This window comes from Pseudomonas sp. B21-019, from assembly GCF_024749225.1.
GTDB lineage: Bacteria > Pseudomonadota > Gammaproteobacteria > Pseudomonadales > Pseudomonadaceae > Aquipseudomonas.
This window is the reverse complement of record NZ_CP087193.1, coordinates 3,863,546-3,878,520: the sequence shown is the minus strand read 5'-3', so window position 1 is coordinate 3,878,520 and position 14,975 is coordinate 3,863,546. Positions and strand designations below refer to the sequence as shown.

Genomic DNA, 14,975 nt, shown 5'->3' with positions numbered 1-14,975 from the left:
AACTGAAACAGAGTTATGCGCCGTGAGGCATGGCACGTGGTCACTCCAATAACAACGCTGATCGGCTCGGAAGCCAAGCCTCGTCGGTCGGAAACTGGTGCCGGAAAATTAATGACGAGAATTTCAATATTGAAAAATGTTTCAATTTTACATACCTTCACCTTGCCTGACGATGAGACCTGCGTGTCTCACGACTTCAATCACAACAAGGGCTCGAGATGAACAACAACAAGAAAGGTTCCGAATTGCCTTCCACCGCTGTCGACGTGCTGGTTGTCGGTAACGGTCCGGTAGGGGCGACAATCGCGGCGTTGCTCGGCCGCTATGGTGTAAAGACGCTGGTATTGGACAAGTCCCATGAGGTCCTGCTGATGCCCCGCGCCATTGCCCTGGACAACGAGGCGCTTCGCATCCTGCAACTCGCCGGATTGTCGGAGGATGCTTTCGAGAAGATCGTTATCCCTGAAGTGAAGATGCATTCCCCGGTCCTCGGGCAATTCAGTCGGGCCAATACCGCAGGGTGCATCGACGGTCATCCCAAACTGGTGACGTTCTATCAACCCGACCTTGAACATGCGATGCGCAACCAGGTCTCCCGACTGAAGACAGTGACCAGCCTGGGTGGATTCGAGCTTGAGAATCTGGTCGAGGAGTCGGAGGGTGTCGTGGCCTCCGTACGGGACCAGGATGGCCATGTGCATTCCGTTCGCGCCCGATACCTGATAGGTGCCGATGGTGCAAGTTCCAGGGTCAGGGCGTTGATTGGCCAGGAATTCGAAGGACAAACCTATGCAGAGGATTGGCTGATTGTCGATACCAGGAACCGGCATCAATCAGCGATTGATCACGTTGAATTTATCTGTGATCCACGGCGCCCGACACCGCACATGCCAGCTCCTGGCGGAAGGGAACGTTGGGAGTTCATGCTGCACCCCGGCGAATCCCGGGAAGAGCTGGAAAGCCCGGAAAGCCCGGAAAGCATCGCCCGGCTGATCGCGCCATGGATCAATCCGCAGGAGCTGGAAATCGAGCGCAAGGCGGTGTATCGATTCCACGCGCGCTGCTGCAACCGATTCAGCAAGGGGCGAGTCTTCCTTGCAGGGGATGCGGCCCACATCACCCCGCCCTTTGTCGGGCAAGGTCTCGTCGCAGGACTTCGAGATGGCGCCAACCTAGCCTGGAAACTGGCCTGGGTCCTTCACGGGCAAGCCGCGCCTTCAATACTCGATACCTATGACATGGAGCGTCGTCCCCATGCCCAGGCGATGATCAATCTGGCGAAACTCATGGGCCGCCTGGTGATGCCGAGAAACAAGGTCGCCGCTTTCTTCATCCACGGCATGATGCGCACGCTGGCGTTGACGCCCGCGTCCAGAAAATACTTCGAACAGCTGGACATCAAGTCGAAGAACATCTTCAAGCAGGGTCTGTTCATGCAGCATCGTCGTGGCGACAAACTGGTTCGTGGCAGTCTGTTTCCCCAGGCCTGGGTGCGCAACACGCAACAGCGGATCCAGCTGAGTGACGATGCGCTGGGACATAACCTGACCCTGGTCGGGTTCGGTGTTGACCCGTTATCACTGCTGAGCACTGCTCAAGTCTTTTCCTGGATCAAGATGGGCGGTCACTTCTTGCAGATCGGGCCCTGCGGTCAGCGCTCCGACAGCGGTTGCGACTTCATCGAAGACCTGAACCATGAGATCCTGCCGCTGGCTGGCAAAGGCACGCTCGTTGCGATTCGCCCCGACCGTATCATCATGCACCACGCTCCCGGCACAGAGGCAGACAGTCTGGTTCGAGAGTGCCAGATCCTGATGGCCAGCGTCGATTCCACTGCCGATAGCGTTTCCATTACCATCAACGAGCCCCCTCGATTAAGAGCGTGAAGATGCCGTCCCCCACTTTTCCTTCAGAAGAAACTGCGCAAGAACCTCTCACTCGAGGTCACAAGAAGCGTGAACGCACCCGTCGCGGCCTGGTGGACGCGGCATTGCGTCTTGTTGCGCGCAAGGAGGTGGGGGAGATTGCACTGCTCGAGGTCGCCGCAGAGGCTGCGGTATCCAACGGCACCATCTACAACTATTTTCGAACGCGCGACGAAGTGCTCGAGGCGGTTGGCATCGCCATGGCGTCCGAGTTCTCCGATGCCATTTCCGCCTTGAGCTCGGACGTGCATTGCGGCGCACAGCGGCTTTCGATCGGCGTGCGCATGTTCGTCCGTCGGGCTGCCTACGACCATCAATGGGCTAACGCACTGCTGCGCATCATCCATTCCGATCAGGCCATGCGTTCGCGCTTGGCTGACCATGTGCTGGGCGACCTGCGTGACGGTCTGCGCGCGGGCACTTTCGCTTACGAGGACGAAGGGGGCGCCCTGGACATGGTCGTATCGTGCACAACCGGAGCCATGCGCTCGGTTGTCGAGGGGCGTGCGGCGGCAGAGCACGATCTGCTGGTCGCCGAGATGATTCTCAAGGCGCTGGGCGTAACACCGGCCAGAGCCAAGAAAATCGCCGGTAAGCCGCTACCTTAGCCCCTGATGTCATTCTCGATTCGCCAGGCCTTCTGCTGAACATTCATGTTCATTTTTGTTGGTGAATAGAACTCCAAATCTTTTCGTGGACCTTGAAAAAACATTCGAGGAATCCGTTTTTATGCGGCATAGAACGGTTTTCCTGGATGGATTCGTTCTTGATTCAAAAAACCTTGTTGACTGCGACTGAACACGAGTGTTCAATTGAGCCATAAGGTAATTTTGGAGAGAGAACGTGGAATCCCTGAATCCGACACAGCGCCGCATTCATCAAGCCGCTTTCCGCCTGTTCGCTGAAAGAGGTACCTCCCAGGTGAACATCCTTGACCTCGCACAAGAGGCAGGAGTAGCGCGCGGAACGATCTACAGCAACATCGACAGCATGGAAAACCTGTTCGAGGCAGTTGCCAGCCATCTCGCCAGGGAGATGCATGAGCGCGTCAACAAGAGCTTCGACGCTCTCACCGATCCGGCTCAGCGTCTTGCCAATGGCATTCGACTCTTCATTCGTCGCGCTCATGAGGACTCCCATTGGGGGGCGTTTATCCATAAGTTCGCCATGAGCAATGCTTCGTTGCGCGAAATGTTCAGCAGCCAGGCGACTACCGATCTTCTGAGTGGACTTGCCAGTGGGCGGTACACGTTTGCGCAGGAGCAATTGCTCTCAGTTTTGACGCTGATATCGAGCAGTGTGCTGGGCTCGATTTTCCTGGTGCTGGAAGGGCATAGAACGTGGCGCGAATCGGGCTCTGACACGGCCGAGCTGGTGCTGCGGGCATTGGGTGTGGCACCAGAGGAGGCTCGTGCGCTGGCGACTACAGAGCTGCCAACACTTCCTTCTCTCGACTAGTTCGTAAGCCGATTCAACTAAACGCCTCTGGATTTTCAGGGGCGCGGGGACGGCTTTACCCTAAAAACCCGGAAAACAAGAACAATGAACAACAAAAACCAATTGCACCGGTTGGCAACGCAACAACCCGCCCGGCATCCGCAGCCGACGGTGAAGGCCCAGGGGCTGACTCACCTGATCTTTCAGCGGCCGGACTTGAACGAGGCGGCGCGGTTTTTGACCGATTTCGGCCTGACAGTCAGTCAGCAGGACGCCGATACGCTTTATCTGCGCGCCACTGATCCCACTGCATACTGTTACCGAGTCCATCGTGCAGAACAGGCACGTTTTGTCGGGTTCGGATTGGCAGTCCAGTCGCTCAAGGATCTGCAGAAACTGACGCGAATCCCGGGCGCGTCAGCGGTCGAGAAATCGGAACATCCGGGTGGGGGGTATTACGTCAGACTGACCGATCCTTCCGGTTTCATCGTGGAAGCTGTTTGTGAGCAGATTCCAGGTAAAACGCTGGTACACAGAGCGCCTCTTGCCTGGAATCTGGCGCACGAGCAACCGCGAGTCAACGCCACGCAGCGTCCGCCGATCGCTCCCCCTGAAGTACTCAGACTCGGTCACATCGTCATCGAAGTGGCCGACTACCAGGCGACCTGTGCCTGGTATACCAAGCATTTCGGGTTCATTCCCAGCGATGTGCAGGTGCTCCCCGATGGCACACCTATCGTCACTTTCATGCGCCTTGACCTCGGTGAAGTTCCCGCCGCTCACCATACGCTCGCGATAGCACAAGGGTTCATGGCCACCTATAGCCATAGCGCCTATGAAGTTGTCGATGCCGATGCGGTGGGAATGGGGCAGCGCGTCCTGCGCGAGCGCGGTTGGGAGCACTCATGGGGCATTGGCCGGCACATTCTGGGCAGTCAGATCTTCGATTACTGGCAAGACCCTTGGGGCGATAAGCACGAGCATTACTGCGACGGGGATGTGTTCACGGCCGCACAGCCTACGGGTATTCATCCCGTAAGCCCCGAGGCAATGGCGCAGTGGGGGCAGCGCATGCCCAAGAGCTTTACAAAACCCAGGATGAGTTTGAGCAAGCTGCGTGCGCTGATCCGGAATCTGCGACGCAGCCCCGACCTGACCCTTCGCAAGCTGGTAACACTCATGCGGATGTTCGGGTAGGGCTGCCAGCCTTTCCACAGAACAACACCACAGATCTCGCGCCGCCGCGGGCGGGACAAACGCTGCTCCAGGAGTACCTTCAATGTCTGCTGTACACGTAGTCCGCTTTGAATTTCAGAACGGTATCCACTGGGGCGTGCTACGCCAGGGCCGTATCACGGTTGTCCCCGGTGTTTTTGAAACCACCGGTGATTTCATTCGCCAGAACAGCCTCGACGACCTTGCTCAAATAAAAGGTACGGAGCTTGCGGAGGGCGAAGTGAAACTGCTGTCGCCGATCACCCGTAACCAGCAGTTCGTCTGCCAGGGCGCCAATTACCGTCAGCACATGATCGAGTCGGGCATGGACCCGGATGCGAAGAAATTCAACATGATCTTCACCAAGGCGACCAGTTGCCTGGTGGCGGCGGACAGCGACCTGATCAAGCCGCGCACCGTGCGCTTCCTTGATTACGAGATCGAACTGGGGCTGGTGATGAAACGCGCGATCACCGGCGCTGTGGCTGTTACCGACGCCAATCTGCATGAGTTCATCGCAGGCGTCGTCATCGTCAATGACTACTCGGCTCGTGACATTCAGATTCCTCAGATGCAGTTCTACAAGGGCAAGAGCTTCCGCACATTTGGCCCGGTCGGCCCGTATCTCTGCCTTCTGGATGCCAAGAGCATGCCTTACCTCAAGGCATTGCAGTTGCGCCTGACGGTCAACGACCAGGTGCGCCAGAACGACAGCACGGCCAACCTGGTTTACGGCCCCGCCGAAACCCTTACCGAACTCTCCGCCGTGCAAGACCTCGCCGTTGGAGACCTGATTGCCACCGGTACGCCCGCCGGCTGTGCACTGACCGTTCCTTCGCCTGCCAAACAGCGGATTGCGGCCCTGATGCCAGAAGCTGCCAAGTGGAAGCTGTTCCTCAAGGCGCAGGAAAGCCGGATGCAGTATCTCAAGCCAGGTGACGTGGTCGAGGCGCGCATTCGCAGCGCTGATGGTGTGATCGACCTCGGCGTGCAACGTAACCGAGTCGTGGAGGAAGCCTGATGACAGTGCAGACCCTGAGTGACATCGAAAGTCTCGAACAAGTCCCCTTGTCGGAGCGTGGCCTGGCATCCAGCACCTATGAAGCGCTGCGGCAGGCCGCCAAGTGCACCCCTCGGGCGCCGGCGCTGAGCTTCTTCGCCAATGCCGCCGATTTCAAGCGCACCTGCGAGTGGAACTACTCCCAGCTCTTCGCGGATATCACCCGCGCGGCGAATGCCTTCCATGACCTGGGCATCAAACCGGGTGAGGTGCTTGCCTTCATCCTGCCCAACCTGCCGGAAACCCATTTCACCATATGGGGCGGGGAGGCGGCTGGCATCGTCATGGCGATCAATCCTCTGCTCGAGGCCAAGCAGATGGCCGGCTTGCTGAATGCCGCGAAGGCCTCCGTGGTGGTGACGCTCGCACCGACTCCGGGTAGCGATCTGTGGCCAAAACTGGCTTCGCAGCTGGATCAGTTGCCCGCGGTCAGGTCTGTCGTTTGGGTCAGCATGGAGCCCTATGTCGCCGAACCGGTGCGCGGGATCCTGCAAGCCATGGCACTGAAGGAGCGAGACTTACACAGCGGTATCGCGATCCACGATTGGCTATCGTTGATGAATACTCAGCCGCACACACACCTGATTAGCGGTCGACAAATCCGCCAGGATGAGTGCTCTTCCTACATCTGTACGGGTGGTACCACCGGGCTCCCCAAGATCGCTGCGCGAACCCATGGCTCGGAAGTATTCAATGCATGGGCCATGGCCGCTCACATGCAACCTCGCACGAGTGGCCAGGTTATCTTTTGTGGCCTGCCGCTGTTTCATGTCAATGGACAAATGGTGACGGGACTAATGCCTTGGACCCAAGGCGACCATGTGATCCTCGGGACGCCTCAAGGGTATCGTGGCGAGGGGGTGATCCCGCGATTCTGGGAGATGGTCGAGCACTTCGGTATCAACTTCTTTTCCGGCGTGCCAACGGTCTATGCCGCACTTCTGCAAAATGAATGGCAGGGTCGCGACCTGTCCAGTCTTCGCTACGCAATGTGTGGCGCGGCGCCCATGCCGGCTGAGCTTCTGCGAGAGTTCGAGCGCCGGACCGGGTTAAAGATCCTTGAAGGTTACGGTCTTACCGAGGGCGCCTGCGTTTCCTCAATCAATCCGCCCCATGGCGAGCGCCGCATCGGTTCCATCGGGATACGGATCGCCTACCAGAATATGCGCGCGGTCGTGCTCAATGACGCGGGTGAATACCTGCGCGATGCCAACGTGGATGAAATCGGGCTCATCACGATCAGTGGTCCGAACCTCTTCGATGGCTATCTGGAGGAGCGTCATAACCAGGGCCTCTGGATCGATATCGACGGTCAGCGCTGGCTGAATACGGGTGATCTGGGTCGCCAGGATGCGCAGGGTTACTTTTGGCTAACCGGGCGCAAGAAGGAGTTGATCATTCGCGGCGGCCACAACATCGATCCCAAGCAAATCGAAGAGGTTCTGCAGGCGCATCCCGCCGTCGCCCTGGCCGCTGCAATCGGCAGCCCCGACGTCTACTCGGGGGAGGTGCCGGTGGCCTACGTTCAGTTGCGCCCCGGGCAAGTTTGCAAGGCCGAAGAATTGGAGGCGTTCGCCCATCTCCACATCAGTGAGCGGGCCGCCGTTCCCAAGCGCATTGAAATCCTCGAAGCATTGCCACTGACGGCCGTGGGCAAGATATTCAAACCTGCTTTGCAGCAGCGGGAGATTGCCAGAGTCGTCCAGCAGGAAGCGGGGCGCCTGGGGCTTGCGGATATTGCTGTCGAGGTCGTGCAGGACACTCGTCGTGGGCCTGTCGCCTGCATCCGGGCCGGAGCCGACCAGGAAATCCTGGCGCCGCTCTTGGGACACTACAGCTTCCAGATCGAGTGGCTTACTTGAGTCTCTGATTCGCATCTGTCAGTCCAGCAGCCATGCCCTGGCGCTGTTCCGCCAGGGTCTTTTACACAACTTCGATTCAACTCCAACCGGTGCTGAAAAGTTCACAGGAAGGCGAAGCCTTGCCTGCGTGCAATCAACAAAAACAATAAACAGAGGTGGAAAATGAAACTGAATAGCCGTGTGATTCCGTGTCTTTCTGTTCAGCGAAAGTGTGCTGTCTGGATTAAGTTCGCCAGTGCCATGGCACTGCTCAGCGCCTCGACCATTGCCGGCGCCAATGGCATTGGTCTCAACGAACAAAGTGCAAGCAGTGCGGGAACTGCTTATGCGGGACGGTCGTCATCGGCGCTGGACGCCAGCACCATTTACGGAAACCCCGCAGGCCTGACCAAGTTGCGGCGCAGTGAGATTTCCGGCGGGGCCGCAATCGTCTCGGTGAGCGACGACATCAGTGATGCACAGAGCAGTGCCACAGGAACGAACAAGGGGGATTCGGTTCCTTTGGGGGTCGTGCCCTTCGCCTATCTGTCGACACCGCTTGATGATCGTTTTTCGATGGGGCTGGGCCTGTATGCGCCGAGTGGTCTGATCAATGACTACGAGAGCACTTTTCAGGGTCGTTACCATGGTTCCTACAGCACGACCAAGGAGATAACCCTGCAGCCCACACTGGCCTATCGGATCAATGATTACGTGTCCATTGGTGGCGGACCGACCCTGAACCATTTCGATGCAAAGCTTCAGAATTACATGGCAACCGGCGCCTTGAACAACGGCCAGGACACTCTGGTCACCATCAAGGGCGATGACACGGCCATTGGCTACAACGTCGGCCTCCTGGTTGACTTTAGCGAGGCCACCCGTTGGGGGATTACTTATCACTCGAAAGTGAGCTATCACCTCAAAGGGCATACCGAGGTTTCCGGCTCCCCGAGCGTTATCCCGCTGGACGGAAACTATGACACCCGGATAGATCTGACGATGCCCGAAAAAGTGGATACGTCCATCACCCATCATTTCAATAGTCGCTGGACCGGATACCTGGGGACCACCTGGACGCGTTGGAGCCGGATCCAGAAGGTCGAGGCAATCAACAGTGGTGTTTCCGCCATGGGCCAGGCTGCCGGCCTGGGGAATGTGGCCGAACAAATGAACTGGCACGACACATGGTCCACCGCGGTTGGCGCCTCCTATCAATTGAACCCGCAATGGCTGATACGCGCAGGCTATGCCTATGACCCGGCGCCTGTTGGAAATGCCGATCGCAGCGTGCGTGTTCCGGTCGGCAATCGCCAGGCGGTGACCTTGGGCGGCGCTTATTTGCCGAATCCCGATCTGACGATCGACTTTGCCTATGGTTATCTCTGGGATTCAAAAGCCTCCGTAACACACTCGAACGACTCCGGTCTTCAACCGGAATACAGTGCCCATTACAAAAACAGTGCGAATGGAATTTCAGTGCAGGCAACGTATCGGTACTAATTGCCGCTCCTATCAGTTTTTGCACTCCGCCATCACCACATGACAGGTCGTCGGCGTGCCACCGGATTGGCCGGCATAGCGTATGCAATTATCCATGGACTTTTGGCGAGCCATGTCCAGGGTCGAGCCCCAGGCCAGGCCGCCCTCGCCAGCAGTGGGTAGCGCTTTTGCATAGCAACTTGAGCTTGCGCTTGAGTCTGTACTTGAGGCCGAGTAGCGGGCCGTGGAAGTTTTGCCCGCACAGCCCGCGGTCAGGGCCAGGTTGATGGCGAGCAGGGAAGGGAGGATCCATGACGAGCATTGGCGTGCTGTTTTGCCGATCATCCCGTTTCCCCTGTATCAAGAGGCTGGAGGCGTGTTTGTGGTCGTGTTCTATTTAGATTAGACGGTGTTGCGCCTGCCTTGGTTAAAACGGCTCGTTAAATAAAACGAGCCGTTGCTGTGAAGGTGTTCATCGGGGCAAGTGCATGGATTTCAGATCACCTCAAAGGTGATCCGCATCAATCACAGCCTTGGCGAACGCCTGCGGATCTTCCTGCGGCAGGTTGTGGCCGATGCCGCCGCTGATCAGCCGGAACTCGTATTTGCCGGTGAAGCGCTTGGCGTAATCCTCGGGGGCCGGGTGCGGCGCACCGTTGGCATCGCCTTCAAGGGTGATGGTCGGCACGCTGATGGAAGGCGCCGTGGCCAGTTTCTGCTCCAGCGCTTCGTATCGGCTCTCGCCCTGGACCAGGCCCAGGCGCCAGCGGTAGTTGAACACGGTGATGTCGACATGGTCGGGATTTTCCAGCGCCTTGGCGCTGCGGTCGAAAGTGGCGTCGTCGAACGCCCATTTCGGCGAAGCCAGTTGCCATATCAACTTGGCGAAGTCGTGGGTGTTTTTCTCGTACCCGGCGCGACCGCGATCGGTGGCGAAGTAAAACTGATACCACCACTGCAATTCAGCCTTGGGTGGCAGCGGGTTCTTGCCGGCCGCCTGATTGCCGATCAGATACCCGCTGACCGAGACCAGCGCCTTGACCCGTTCTGGCCACAGCGCCGAGACGATGTCGGCCGAGCGTGCGCCCCAATCGTAACCACCGAGCACGGCTTGTTTGATCTTCAGCGCATCCATGAAGTCGATGACGTCACTGGCCAGCGCAGCCGGTTGGCCATTGCGAACGGTTTTATCGGACAGAAAATGCGTATCGCCATAGCCACGCGCATACGGCATCAGCACTCGATAGCCCTTCGCGGCAAGCAACGGGGCGACCTCGTCATAGCTGTGAATGTCGTACGGCCAGCCGTGCAGAAGAATCACCACTGGCCCATTAGCCGGGCCTGTTTCGGCGTATGCCACGTCCAGCAGGCCGGCGTTGACATGCTTGAGCGGGCCGAACGGGGAGGGTGTTGCATGAGTGGCGCCAGCATCGATCGCGGTTGGCTGCGCGGCGGTCGTTTGTGCGTGGGCCGCGCCGAGAATACCGAACAGGGTAAACGCGAGGATCGATGAACCGAGCAGGCGGTGGCGGGTTTTGCCGGTTTTGTTCTGCAGTGCCATCTTCATGTGATATCTCCGTTGCAAGCCGTTGGCCAGGGGTTCTGGCTGATCCCCTCGAAACCTTGCTTGCATTTGAACGCGGCGACGTATCTGGCCTGTGTCGAATCGCAGGCCAAGTGAAAAGCCATGTATCGAGAGGCTAATCAGACACACTGTGATACATAGGGAGAGATCTCGGTATCAAATCGCATATCTGAAGAAGGTGGGGCCATTGAAATTAAAGTTCAGCCACGTTGATGTTCTCGTCAAAGACCTCGAGGAAGCGTGCAGGTATTACGCCCGTGTCTTCAGCGCCAGAATTTCAAAGACACTTGATTGGCAGCGCGACGGTTTGCATGTGCGCTATGCGATCGTCATGTTTGGTACGGAGCGCCTTATGCTGGTGCAACCGTTTACCGGAAATCTCAAGGCTCTGATGGACGCCAACGGCGAAGGCACCATCTACCGGCACTGCTATTCCACACCGGACATCGAGGCAGCCTACGACGAATTGATCGACGCAGGCGTCCAGCCGGAAGATGAAAACGGCAAGCCGCTGTCTCGCGATAACCTCCAGACGCCAAGTGGGACACGCATACTCTGGTTACCGAAACGCTTCGGGCATTTTTCTATTGAGTTGCTTGAAGAGAAAGAGCTGGAGGCATTTATCAAGGATGCATTTGCCGAGGAGGGCTGAGGGAGGGCGCTCGGCATTGCCACGCTGACTAGCCGATTGGTCCAGGCTCTACGTGGTCACTGCGAGCGGATGTCGAGACTGACCCCCATAAACCGTGGCGCTAAGGAAGAGCGTGGGCCATCGACTGTCGTAGAGTGAAATTTTGCTGGTTAGCGCCATGGTGCTTCTTCATTGTGTCCACTGGCAACAAACTATGGTCGCTTGCTCCCGACAAAATAAAAAACAGCGCTGAGCAGGAAAAACACTATGCCAGCGATGATCAAACCGTACAAAAAGTAATGCTCATGGGACGTTAGATATACAACCGAACCGTGCGTATCCAGCGGGTAGGTTTTTCCACTTTGAAGATCCGGCGTTCTCAGTCCGTGAGCATCAAAGTAATTCCAGGCAAAAAATGAAGAAAACCAAAAGCCTAAGGCCAGTACTCCCACGACGCATTTAAGTGCATTCATTCTCTCGCCTCCCAGATTTTGTATCGCCAGATTGCCTCTGATTACAGATTGATCTTGTGAGCCGCTATCGGTATATCCCTCTCCTTCGGTGGTTTCGTCTTTTAATTACAGTGTAGAAGATAAAGAAGATGGACGCAGCGTGCTCGATGGAGAATGCAATAAAGAAAAAGTTGTCAGTCATTGGGTGCGGCATAGAAGTGATTATTGTGTAAGCTTCCATTTGTCCGAATGTCACTGCGAAAATGGTCGCAATAGATACGGCTCCTCCTATTAATCTTTTCAGAAAATTGTCACGTAATCGCCGCAATGAACTCACATACCAAAGCAAAACGCCCCACTGAACAAAGGCAAATGGCAGGATTGCCAGCCTTCCGATAAATAAGTGTTCGCTTCCGTCGGTCATTTTTACACCCTGACTTTGATGGCTCACTTTCGCCCGCTAGCACCGCACCAATTGCGGGCAAGCCAATGGCCGGGCCGGACATGCTTTCTGATCTGGAAGCTCGCCGGGGTGGGGTATTTCCATGCAGATGCCAAGAGTGATCTCCATCTGTGTGTATTTTTTTTATAAGTTATTTATCAGTCCCCATGTTAAGAAAAAAGACATTAGAAGAGCTAATGCGCCAACTGATCTAAGAATATATAGATAATTGCTTGACCTGATCAGGCTCTTGAATGGGTAATTTTTTGATGCGCCTGCCCGGTCAATCAACTTGATTATAATGCCTTGCGTTTTCTCAGAAAAAAACAAGCACATTATTCCCAGTAAGCACATTGATATAATAAAAACTAACAGCCCAATACTCTTCATTCTCACCATCCTGATCCAATCTTCCATGCAGCCTGGAAGGAGTAGTTGTAATTAGCACCTAGTTGTGGAGAAACGAATCCAAACCCTGATGCGGACCCATTACCTAGTGACCACGAATCAGAAACGCCCCCCCAGCAGCCAGCGGTAGCGTTAATTCCATTTCCCGACAAGCGACGCCCTTACACACCACCACCAAAAAAAATAAAAACCGTAAAAATAGCGATGAATTGAATCGGTATAAAAACAATCAACAACCAGTTCGGCAGCTTTTTTGAGAAGGTCAGCATTAAAGCGCTAATAAGAACTGATGCGGCTGGAAATAATACATAAAGCTTAAGTTGGCCGGAATTGGGGTAGCCAACGGCTTTTTGTGGTGCAATTCCAGAATACAGCTCAATGCCAATAAAAAAAACAATGCATGTCAATAACAAGACAATAGTTAATGCAATACGGAGTCCTACTTTGCTCCTTTTTTCTAGTTGACTCATGGTCCAGTTCCTGCACTAGGATTAAGCGCGTTTCAAAGAGCAGTACATGGCCAGTTATGGCGATGCCCAATAAGCTTTCTTAACTACTCGGCCACCTTCATCCAGTTCTACCGACCATGCTTCTATATCAAAGGATAAACGGTTTTCAAACCATAGTCGCTCAACGCAAGGATGTTGACAGTGGTGCGATGCGTAGCGGGTAAATAAAGTGCTTGGTTTTTCTACATGAGAAGGGATCCCGAGTCGGTTGATAACAACCCCTTGTGTATCGCCAATATTGATTGCTTCAAAAGCTATGCTTTTCTGTTTTGAAATAAATATGCATGATGTGACGTATGATGTTGTGGCGAGTAGTAGCATCCAAAGCAGTATTTTTTTGATAGTGGTTTTTGGTGCGCTGCCTTTAATAGTATTCATCATTTTCTCTTCGCATCATTGCCCGCTGTACTTGGGGAGTGCATACAGTACAGGTCCATGAATCGGGCCACCTTGGGGGATGAAAAAGGTGGTTGTGCCTAGTATTGACTGTACATCTCGAGCAGTACCTCCGGGAAATGGAATGTCATCAGCCATAACCATGCCGGCAGGCAGGCAACAACACTAGGCACATGCTCAGGCAGTGCACTCTGCGCATGCTCAATTACTGGTACGTAGCGGGCTGAAATAGGGAGCCAGGATGCGAGGGGAGGTAGGGGAGAAAAGCAGAATGTTTTATATCAATACATTGGTGAATACTCAGCATTTGCTGCCGAGACTTTAGACCTGAAGCCACCATAAGCACCTCCCTGTGAACCGGAGCCATTGGGCTCGTCGTACACGTCGTATGCACAGCGGTTGGAACACTTGTGTGTTCACGATGGGGTCTTCATTCCATGACCTTGGGGGAGATCGAACGTCCGCGATCCCGAGCATCCAGCACGAGATGACAGTAGTACAGGGTTTGAAAACTTGCCAATGGGACTGGAAAGCGACCGGTCAGGATGGCTTTCTGCAGTCGAGGATTTCGCGGGTTTGCGCTTTCCCCTCGTTGACTTTGTCGCGAAGCGTTAACAGGCCCTGGGTTACGGGCAAAGAAGCTGTCGTCGTTGATGCGGATGCCAACCCTGAGCGGACACTCGTCAATGTCCGTCAGGGTCGAAAGCTGCTTGCTCCGCTATTGAAGCGGAATATACACGTCAGTTTGCCATTGATCCTGCGGCGTCTCGGGATAGACGCTCAGGTAATTGAAGAACAACGGGTGGTCACGGAGTTCCTCGCCACTGGCAGGAAGCCAATCGCGGTAAATCGGATAGATCGTTTCGCCGATGTGATCCGGTGACCCCGTATGTCGCACCACGACGCAGCGACCGCCAGGAATGACGATCTCGCGTACGCCGAACTCATTCGGCGCCACAGCCTCGTGAATCTCGCCGCAGATGGCGAAGCGGAATGCTTGTGCAGGTGTCGTGTCGGGGTTGCCATAGGGAATGCCAAAGCTGCGACTCGATGCCACCGGCGACTGTCCGCTCTGCATGCGCCACTCGATGAACTTGCGCACGCTCTCATTGACTAGCCCGGGTGGTCCGCAGTGCTCAAGCGCTGCGACCCTGACTTCTGGGAATTCCACGATTCGTACTTGCATGATGATAGTCCTGGAAAAATGAGGGATTGCGAATACCGCATTCCAGACCTGCCAGTTCGGTTCCTTCCTGAACGCACTCGGGGTCATACCGAACGCCCGCCTGAACGCCCTGCAAAATGCCTCGGGGCTTTCAAAGCCGGCACCGAGTGCCGCGTCCAGTACCGAGTGATCAGCGAGGGAGGCCAGGCGATGTGCCGCGCGTCGTAGCCGCATCAGTTGCACATAACGTGAGACCGGCACACCTGCGAACGCGCTGAATTGTCGATGGAAGTGAAACACCGAAAAGTTCGCCACATGACTCAACGTCTTCACCGACAAGTCACCTTCAAGATTGGCATCGATGTAGGCGAGTACGGCGTTGAAGCGTTTTGTGTAGGCGAAGTTGCTCGGCATGTCAGACACTGGG

Annotated in this window: 14 protein-coding genes; 8 read left to right on the top strand and 6 right to left on the bottom strand. The window is 55.7% G+C overall.

Annotated features, from left to right (window positions below; all coding sequences use genetic code 11):
- The first annotated feature begins 218 nt into the window (after positions 1–218).
- The 7 genes from LOY36_RS17275 to LOY36_RS17245 all read left to right on the top strand — a co-directional run bounded on the left by LOY36_RS17275 (position 219) and on the right by LOY36_RS17245 (position 8,981).
- The gene (locus LOY36_RS17275) at positions 219–1,886 is read left to right on the top strand and encodes a bifunctional 3-(3-hydroxy-phenyl)propionate/3-hydroxycinnamic acid hydroxylase (protein ID WP_258669171.1); all 1,668 of its coding nucleotides are present in this window, start codon (positions 219–221) and stop codon (positions 1,884–1,886) included.
- Between the two features lie 2 nt (positions 1,887–1,888).
- Positions 1,889–2,533, top strand: a complete 645-nt coding sequence (locus tag LOY36_RS17270) for a TetR/AcrR family transcriptional regulator (protein WP_258669168.1) — start codon at positions 1,889–1,891, stop codon at positions 2,531–2,533.
- Positions 2,534–2,768: 235 nt separating this feature from the next.
- Positions 2,769–3,383 carry a TetR/AcrR family transcriptional regulator gene (locus LOY36_RS17265; protein WP_019580165.1) on the top strand — a complete coding sequence of 205 codons (615 nt, stop codon included), beginning with the start codon at positions 2,769–2,771 and terminating at the stop codon, positions 3,381–3,383.
- A gap of 84 nt (positions 3,384–3,467) precedes the next feature.
- A complete protein-coding gene (locus tag LOY36_RS17260; protein WP_258669164.1) occupies positions 3,468–4,559 on the top strand; it encodes a VOC family protein in 1,092 nt (363 codons plus the stop codon).
- Positions 4,560–4,641: 82 nt separating this feature from the next.
- Complete coding sequence (locus LOY36_RS17255; protein ID WP_258669163.1) at positions 4,642–5,598, top strand: fumarylacetoacetate hydrolase family protein; 957 nt, start codon at positions 4,642–4,644, stop codon at positions 5,596–5,598.
- Positions 5,598–7,499: an acyl-CoA synthetase gene (locus tag LOY36_RS17250; RefSeq protein ID WP_258669160.1), complete on the top strand. Its 1,902-nt coding sequence runs from the start codon at positions 5,598–5,600 to the stop codon at positions 7,497–7,499. Before LOY36_RS17255 ends, LOY36_RS17250 begins: the two co-directional genes overlap by 1 nt.
- A gap of 162 nt (positions 7,500–7,661) precedes the next feature.
- Positions 7,662–8,981, top strand: coding sequence for an outer membrane protein transport protein (locus tag LOY36_RS17245; protein WP_258669158.1), 1,320 nt, complete (start codon positions 7,662–7,664; stop codon positions 8,979–8,981).
- A gap of 12 nt (positions 8,982–8,993) precedes the next feature.
- On the opposite strand, the gene LOY36_RS17240 is transcribed toward LOY36_RS17245, so the two are convergent.
- On the bottom strand, positions 8,994–9,305 hold the full coding sequence (locus LOY36_RS17240; RefSeq protein WP_258669155.1) for a hypothetical protein: 312 nt from the start codon (positions 9,303–9,305) through the stop codon (positions 8,994–8,996).
- Positions 9,306–9,465: 160 nt separating this feature from the next.
- Positions 9,466–10,527, bottom strand: a complete 1,062-nt coding sequence (locus LOY36_RS17235) for an alpha/beta fold hydrolase (RefSeq protein WP_258669153.1) — start codon at positions 10,525–10,527, stop codon at positions 9,466–9,468.
- 205 nt (positions 10,528–10,732) lie between these two features.
- On the opposite strand from LOY36_RS17235, the gene LOY36_RS17230 reads away from it, so the two are divergent.
- Entirely contained in the window at positions 10,733–11,197 is a 465-nt protein-coding gene (locus LOY36_RS17230; RefSeq protein WP_258669151.1) for a VOC family protein, read from the top strand.
- A gap of 191 nt (positions 11,198–11,388) precedes the next feature.
- On the opposite strand, the gene LOY36_RS17225 is transcribed toward LOY36_RS17230, so the two are convergent.
- The 4 genes from LOY36_RS17225 to LOY36_RS17210 form a co-directional block, all read right to left on the bottom strand.
- Positions 11,389–11,649: a hypothetical protein gene (locus LOY36_RS17225; protein ID WP_258669149.1), complete on the bottom strand. Its 261-nt coding sequence runs from the start codon at positions 11,647–11,649 to the stop codon at positions 11,389–11,391.
- Between the two features lie 990 nt (positions 11,650–12,639).
- The gene (locus tag LOY36_RS17220) at positions 12,640–12,948 is read right to left on the bottom strand and encodes a hypothetical protein (protein ID WP_258669147.1); all 309 of its coding nucleotides are present in this window, start codon (positions 12,946–12,948) and stop codon (positions 12,640–12,642) included.
- A 54-nt stretch (positions 12,949–13,002) separates the two neighbouring features.
- The gene (locus tag LOY36_RS17215) at positions 13,003–13,365 is read right to left on the bottom strand and encodes a hypothetical protein (RefSeq protein WP_258669143.1); all 363 of its coding nucleotides are present in this window, start codon (positions 13,363–13,365) and stop codon (positions 13,003–13,005) included.
- A gap of 736 nt (positions 13,366–14,101) precedes the next feature.
- Positions 14,102–14,971: a GyrI-like domain-containing protein gene (locus tag LOY36_RS17210; RefSeq protein ID WP_258669138.1), complete on the bottom strand. Its 870-nt coding sequence runs from the start codon at positions 14,969–14,971 to the stop codon at positions 14,102–14,104.
- Between the last annotated feature and the right edge of the window lie 4 nt (positions 14,972–14,975).

Excerpts from the sequence above, each read along its gene's own strand:
- LOY36_RS17275 (WP_258669171.1), top strand. The coding sequence starts at position 219 with ATGAACAACAACAAGAAAGGTTCCGAATTGCCTTCCACCGCTGTCGAC.
- LOY36_RS17215 (WP_258669143.1), bottom strand. The coding sequence starts at position 13,365 with ATGAATACTATTAAAGGCAGCGCACCAAAAACCACTATCAAAAAAATA.
- LOY36_RS17250 (WP_258669160.1), top strand. The coding sequence starts at position 5,598 with ATGACAGTGCAGACCCTGAGTGACATCGAAAGTCTCGAACAAGTCCCC.
- LOY36_RS17245 (WP_258669158.1), top strand. The coding sequence starts at position 7,662 with ATGAAACTGAATAGCCGTGTGATTCCGTGTCTTTCTGTTCAGCGAAAG.
- LOY36_RS17270 (WP_258669168.1), top strand. The coding sequence starts at position 1,889 with ATGCCGTCCCCCACTTTTCCTTCAGAAGAAACTGCGCAAGAACCTCTC.
- LOY36_RS17220 (WP_258669147.1), bottom strand. The coding sequence starts at position 12,948 with ATGAGTCAACTAGAAAAAAGGAGCAAAGTAGGACTCCGTATTGCATTA.
- LOY36_RS17235 (WP_258669153.1), bottom strand. The coding sequence starts at position 10,527 with ATGAAGATGGCACTGCAGAACAAAACCGGCAAAACCCGCCACCGCCTG.
- LOY36_RS17260 (WP_258669164.1), top strand. The coding sequence starts at position 3,468 with ATGAACAACAAAAACCAATTGCACCGGTTGGCAACGCAACAACCCGCC.
- LOY36_RS17240 (WP_258669155.1), bottom strand. The coding sequence starts at position 9,305 with ATGATCGGCAAAACAGCACGCCAATGCTCGTCATGGATCCTCCCTTCC.
- LOY36_RS17225 (WP_258669149.1), bottom strand. The coding sequence starts at position 11,649 with ATGAATGCACTTAAATGCGTCGTGGGAGTACTGGCCTTAGGCTTTTGG.
- LOY36_RS17255 (WP_258669163.1), top strand. The coding sequence starts at position 4,642 with ATGTCTGCTGTACACGTAGTCCGCTTTGAATTTCAGAACGGTATCCAC.